The 5987-nt window shown below is 68.6% G+C and carries 5 protein-coding genes; 1 reads left to right on the forward strand and 4 read right to left on the reverse strand.

Annotation, left to right across the window (positions count from 1 at the left end; genetic code table 11):
- Positions 1-329: 329 nt before the first annotated feature.
- Positions 330-1337, reverse strand: a complete 1008-nt coding sequence (locus AOK08_RS11195) for a stage II sporulation protein M (RefSeq protein WP_055525341.1) — start codon at positions 1335-1337, stop codon at positions 330-332.
- 139 nt (positions 1338-1476) lie between these two features.
- Here AOK08_RS11195 and AOK08_RS11200 point away from each other — a divergent pair, with 139 nt between their 5' ends.
- Positions 1477-2388: an RDD family protein gene (locus AOK08_RS11200; protein WP_055525342.1), complete on the forward strand. Its 912-nt coding sequence runs from the start codon at positions 1477-1479 to the stop codon at positions 2386-2388.
- On the opposite strand, the gene AOK08_RS11205 is transcribed toward AOK08_RS11200, so the two are convergent.
- From AOK08_RS11205 to AOK08_RS11215, 3 genes are all read right to left on the reverse strand, one after another.
- Positions 2389-3006, reverse strand: coding sequence for a hypothetical protein (locus tag AOK08_RS11205; protein ID WP_055525343.1), 618 nt, complete (start codon positions 3004-3006; stop codon positions 2389-2391).
- Positions 3007-3209: 203 nt separating this feature from the next.
- A complete protein-coding gene (ahcY, locus tag AOK08_RS11210) occupies positions 3210-4667 on the reverse strand; it encodes an adenosylhomocysteinase (RefSeq protein WP_055525344.1) in 1458 nt (485 codons plus the stop codon).
- A gap of 270 nt (positions 4668-4937) precedes the next feature.
- The gene (locus tag AOK08_RS11215) at positions 4938-5915 is read right to left on the reverse strand and encodes a cation diffusion facilitator family transporter (protein WP_055525345.1); all 978 of its coding nucleotides are present in this window, start codon (positions 5913-5915) and stop codon (positions 4938-4940) included.
- Positions 5916-5987: the final 72 nt, after the last annotated feature.

Consider the following 5987-nt stretch of genomic DNA (forward strand, 5'->3'; position numbering starts at 1 on the left):
CTTGCTGTCTTGCGTTTCCGACTCTATCAGACCGTTTCCGGTTCCGATTTCCTCGGTGCTTTCTAGGTTTCCGCTTTCGCGTTTCCCTTTCCGGCGAGTCCGACTTTATCAGAAGTTTTTGGCCGGTCTAACCGGCTGTTCATTCCTGAGATTCATCGGGAGGTGGTCCTCAAGAATCGAAGTCCTTGAGCAACCAGCAGATTTTCACTGTCGCCACCGAGCCTGTCCGGCTCTAGGCAACTGCTCTAACCTACCTCCCCACTCCCTCCGCGTCAACGGCTCTTGTGGGGCGAGGAGGAGACTAGCAGCCCAACAGGTGCGTACGCACATCAGGCGGCTGTGGGGACGGAGGCGCTGCGCTCGACCTCCTCAAGGTCGCCCGTCTCGCCGGTGCGGACCGCGCGACCGCCGAGGACATAGACGTATGCGAGGAAGGCCAGTTCGGCTATGACCCCGATCGAGATGCGCGCCCAGGTGGGCAGGCCCGACGGAGTCACGAAGCCTTCTACCGCGCCCGAAACGAAGAGGACCAGGGCCAGGCCTATCGCCATTCCCAGGGCCGCTCGTCCTTCCTCGGCCAGTGCCGTGCGGCGGGAACGCGGGCCCGGGTCGATGACGGTCCAGCCGAGGCGCAGGCCCGTACCGGCGGCCACGAAGACCGCGGTCAGTTCCAGGAGGCCGTGCGGCAGGATCAGGCCGAGGAAGGTGTCCAGTCGGCCTGCCGAGGACATCAGGCCGAGGCCGACGCCCACGTTGAGCATGTTCTGGAAGAGGATCAGGACGACCGGGAAGCAGAGGAAGACTCCCAGGACCAGGCACATCGCGGCGGCCTGGGCGTTGTTCGTCCACACCTGGGCGGCGAAGGAAGCGGCGGGATGGCTGGAGTAGTACGTCTCGTACTCGCCACCGGGGCGGGTGAGGGCGCGCAGTTCGTCGGGGGCCGCTACGGAGGACTGCACTTCGGGGTGCGTGCCTATCCACCATCCCAGGAGGACCGCCACCGTCGTGGAGATGAGCGCGGTGGGCACCCACCAATGGCGCGACCGGTAGACCGCGGCGGGGAAACCATGGGTGAGGAAGCGTGTGACATCGCGCCAGGAGGCCCGCCGGGTTCCTGTCACGGCACTGCGCGCGCGTGCCACCAGTTGGCTGAGCCGGCCGGTCAACTGAGGGTCCGGGGCGCTCGACTGGATCAGTGAGAGGTGGGTGGCGGTGCGTTGGTAGAGGGCCACGAGTTCGTCCACCTCGGCGCCGGTGAGGCGGCGCCGGCGGCGCAGCAGTGCGTCCAGGCGGTCCCACTCGGCGCGGTGGGCGGAGACGAAGACGTCGAGGTCCATCGTTTTGCCTGCTCCTCGGCTGTTCGTCGACTGCGCGTCGTAGGTGTCGTGGGTGTCGGCTTGTCCTACTGCGGCGCGATACTCCTTCAGCTTGGCAGACTGGCGGTTCCAGGGGCAGGTCAGGGGAAGGACGGCAGGCGTGAGTGAGCTGGTTACGGGCGAGGCGGTGGCGCTGGAGTTGCGCCCCGCGAAACTGCCCAGCAGGGCGCTTGCCGTACTGCTCGACCTTGTCGTGGTCGGGTTGGTCTACACCGTCGTCAGCATTGTTCTGGTCATATCCACGGCCTCGCTGGACGACGCGGCGCGGGCCGCTGTCTCCATCGCGACTTTCATCCTGGTGCTGGTGGGCGGGCCGATCGCGGTGGAGACGCTCAGCCACGGTCGTTCGCTCGGCAAGATGGCGTGCGGTCTGCGGGTGGTGCGGGACGACGGCGGACCGATCCGCTTCCGGCACGCGCTGGTGCGGGGTGCGGTGGGCGTGGTCGAGATCCTGATCACGGTCGGGGTGGTGGCCTGTATCGCCTCGCTCGTCTCGGCGCGGGGACGGCGGCTCGGTGATGTCGTCGCGGGCACGCTCGTCGTACGGGAGCGGGTGCCCGTCAGCCGGGCCGCGTTCGTTCCTCCGCCGCCGCCCTGGTTGTCCGGACGGTTCTCGGAGCTCGATCTGTCCGGCGTGCCCGACGGGTTGTGGCTGGCCGTGCGCCAGTATCTGACGCGCGTGGGGCAACTGGATCCGCGGGTGGGATCGGCGCTGGCCGAGCAGCTCGCCGCCGATGTGGCGGCACGTACGGGGACTCCCGCGCCGCGGGACGTTCCTCCGGCCGCCTATCTGGCTGCCGTGGTGGAGGAGCGGCAAGTGCGGGAGGCCCGGCGGACCTTCCGGGCTCCCGCGCCCCTGTCGCCGGCTGCGCCACCGCCTCCGGCCCCTGGGGGCCATTGGCCTGTGGTCGCCGAGGGCTCCGGGTCACTGCCACTCCCGGTCGTCGAAGTCGCGTCGCAGGAGCAGGCCGGTGAGCGCCGTTCCTCCGGCGGGTTCGCGCCTCCCGCCTAGCTAGTCGGTGAAGGTGGACGGCGGGGATTCGAGGTGTTCCAGCTCGATGCCCGGTGCGGCGAGGACCACGTCGCCGGCGATGTGCACGGCGTGCTGCTCACCCGTGTCCAGGGCTGTGACCTGGTATTCGTCCACTGTCAGAGGGCCGTTGTCAGTGGCGTGTGCTTCTCTTTTCACCAAGGCCCAGGACTGGTCCACGGTGCGCGGGGCGAGGACCGGATCGGTGAGGGCGACGAGGCGTACGCGGGTTGCGGCGGCGGAGGGGGTGAGGCGCAGGAGGCGGGCGGTGGCGACCAGGAACGCGGGGGACGTGCCGGTGAAGGCGTGGGCGCGGACATTGCCTTCGGTGGCGTGAGCGCCGGCCGGGTCGGTGCGTACCCAGGTGACGCCGTCGAGTGCGGCGCCGCGGACCTGCCAGCTCGCCGCGTGGAGTTCGAGGCGGATCGGACGGCCCAGGTCGTCGAGGGTGAGGTCGACGGAGCCGCTGTGGTCGCCCGAAGGGGCGGTCAGCTGAGAGACGTAACGCCAGCCGGAGGGGCCGGGGGCGCAGTGGAAGTGCTCTTCTGCGAGGGGGGTGTGATCGTGCGGATCGTGGATCGAATAGCGGCCGCGGGGCATCGGGGTCCTGGGGGTCTTCAGGTTCTTCGGGTTCTTCGGGCTTTCGGTTGAACTTCTGAGCCTCTGAACTGCCGAGCCTCGGCAACTGAGCCTCGGTAAAAGGGCAGGCCCCCGGCACGGGGGTGCGGGGGCCTGCCTCGGAGGACCTGCTGGTGGTGGGCGTGTCAGTGCACGGACGTGCTCACCACTGGCTGGGTGCCGGCTCAGTAGCGGTAGTGGTCCGGCTTGAACGGGCCCTCGACCTCGACACCGATGTAGGCGGCCTGCTCCGGGCGGAGCGTCGTCAGCTTCACGCCGAGGGCGTCGAGGTGGAGACGGGCGACCTTCTCGTCGAGGTGCTTGGGCAGCACGTAGACGTCGGTCGGGTACTCGTCGGGCTTGGTGAACAGCTCGATCTGGGCCAGGGTCTGGTCCGCGAAGGAGTTGGACATCACGAACGACGGGTGGCCGGTGGCGTTGCCCAGGTTCAGCAGGCGGCCCTCCGACAGCACGATGAGGACCTTGCCGTCGGGGAACTTCCAGGTGTGGACCTGCGGCTTGACCTCGTCCTTGACGATGCCCGGGATCTTCGCGAGGCCGGCCATGTCGATCTCGTTGTCGAAGTGGCCGATGTTGCCGACGATCGCCTGGTGCTTCATCTTGGCCATGTCGGCGGCCATGATGATGTCCTTGTTGCCAGTCGTGGTGATGAAGATGTCGGCCTTGTCGACGACGTCGTCGAGGGTCGCGACCTGGTAGCCGTCCATGGCCGCCTGGAGCGCGCAGATCGGGTCGATCTCGGTGACGATCACGCGGGCGCCCTGTCCGCGCAGGGACTCCGCGCAGCCCTTGCCCACGTCGCCGTAGCCGAAGACGACCGCGGTCTTGCCGCCGATGAGGACGTCGGTGGCGCGGTTGATGCCGTCGATCAGGGAGTGGCGGCAGCCGTACTTGTTGTCGAACTTCGACTTGGTGACGGCGTCGTTGACGTTGATCGCCGGGAACAGGAGGGCGCCGTCGCGCTGCATCTCGTACAGGCGGTGGACGCCGGTCGTGGTCTCCTCGGTCACGCCGCGGATCTCCGAGGCGAGCTGGGTCCACTTCTGCGAACCGTCGGTGATGGTCCGGCCGAGGAGTTCGAGGACGACGCGGTGCTCGTCGGACTCGGCGGTGTCCGCGGAGGGAACCTTGCCGGCCTTCTCGTACTCGACGCCCTTGTGGACGAGCATCGTGGCGTCGCCGCCGTCGTCCAGGATCATGTTCGGGCCCCCGGTGGGGGTGTTCGGCCAGGTCAGGGCCTGCTCCGTGCACCACCAGTACTCTTCGAGGGTCTCGCCCTTCCAGGCGAAGACCGGGACGCCCTGCGGGTTCTCGGGCGTACCGTTCGGACCGACCGCGATGGCGGCGGCGGCGTGGTCCTGCGTGGAGAAGATGTTGCAGGACACCCAGCGGACCTCGGCGCCAAGGGCGACCAGGGTCTCGATCAGGACGGCGGTCTGCACGGTCATGTGCAGCGAGCCCATGATCCGGGCGCCGGCCAGCGGCTGGGCGGCGGCGAACTCCCGGCGGATGGACATCAGGCCGGGCATCTCGTGCTCGGCGAGAGTGATCTCCTTGCGGCCGAACTCGGCCAGGGAGAGATCTGCGACCTTGAAGTCCTGTCGGTTGTCGACAGTCGTCATTACGGGCTGCTCCTCAAGGTGGGGCGAGTGGGTAGGGCTGGTCTGCGCGGCAGCGGACACAGGGGTGCCCGAAGAGGGCACAGTCATGCCCTGGTACGCGCAGCACAGTCCGTCGGAGGCCCTCTCTCCCTCGGTCGGTCCGCAAAGGGGACCGCCCGACCGCCATCAGCAGCGACGTCTGGCTCCGTCCCAAGCTACACCTCCAGGCCCGGCCGCCCCCAGTCCGCAGGGGAACACATCGGGACGGACCGGGGCCGGGCGGAGGGGAACTCAGTGGGTGGCCGGCTGGGCCGGGCCGCCCGGGGTGGCCTCGCGGTCGGGGCCCTTGGCGGCCTCCCGCTCGCTGTAGATGTCCGGTTCCAGGTAGATGACGCGGGCGATCGGGACGGCGGCGCGGATGCGGGACTCGGCGGCGTTGATCGCGGTGGCCACCTCGGCGGCGGTGTCGTCGTGCTGGACGGCGATCTTGGCGGCGACCAGGAGTTCCTCGGGGCCGAGGTGGAGTGTGCGCATGTGGATGATGCCGGTGACGGTGTCGCCGTCGACGATCGCCTTCTCGATCTTCACGACCTCTTCCGCGCCCGCGGCCTCGCCGAGCAGCAGGGACTTGGTCTCGGCGGCCAGTACCAGGGCGATCACGATGAGCAGAATGCCGATGCAGAGGGTGCCGATGCCGTCCCAGACGCCGTCGCCGGTGGCGATCGCGAGGCCGACGCCGCCGAGGGCCAGGACCAGGCCGACGAGCGCGCCGAGGTCCTCCAGGAGCACGACGGGCAGTTCGGGGGCCTTGGCGTGGCGGACGAAGTCCTTCCAGGACTGGGTGCCGCGCAGCGGGTCGGACTCCTTGATGGCCGTACGGAAGGAGAAGCCCTCGGCGATGATCGCGAAGACGAGGACGCCCACCGGCCAGTACCAGTGCTCGATCTCGTGCGGGTGCTTGACCTTCTCGTAGCCCTCGTAGATCGCGAACATGCCGCCGACCGAGAAGAGCACGATGGAGACGAGGAAGGCGTAGATGTACCGCTCGCGGCCGTAACCGAAGGGGTGTTGCGGGGTCGCCTCGCGCTGGGCCTTCTTGCCGCCGAGGAGGAGCAGGCCCTGGTTGCCGGAGTCGGCGAGCGAGTGTACGGACTCGGCGAGCATCGACGACGAACCGCTGAAGAGGAACGCCACGAACTTCGCTGCCGCGATCGCGAGGTTGGCGCCGAGTGCCGCCACGATCGCCTTGGTGCCGCCTGACGCGCTCATGTGTTCGCGTTGTCCCTTCGTACGTACGCTGTCCCGGGCTTTGCCCGCCCTTCGCCGGTGGGCCATTGTCGC

Source organism: Streptomyces graminilatus (assembly GCF_001418565.1).
In the GTDB taxonomy this organism is placed as follows: domain Bacteria; phylum Actinomycetota; class Actinomycetes; order Streptomycetales; family Streptomycetaceae; genus Streptomyces; species Streptomyces graminilatus.

Bases quoted from the DNA above. Each gene is read 5' to 3' on its own strand.
- AOK08_RS11215 (WP_055525345.1), bottom strand. From the start codon at position 5,915: ATGAGCGCGTCAGGCGGCACCAAGGCGATCGTGGCGGCACTCGGCGCC.
- AOK08_RS11205 (WP_055525343.1), bottom strand. From the start codon at position 3,006: ATGCCCCGCGGCCGCTATTCGATCCACGATCCGCACGATCACACCCCC.
- AOK08_RS11195 (WP_055525341.1), bottom strand. From the start codon at position 1,337: ATGGACCTCGACGTCTTCGTCTCCGCCCACCGCGCCGAGTGGGACCGC.
- ahcY (WP_055525344.1), bottom strand. From the start codon at position 4,667: ATGACGACTGTCGACAACCGACAGGACTTCAAGGTCGCAGATCTCTCC.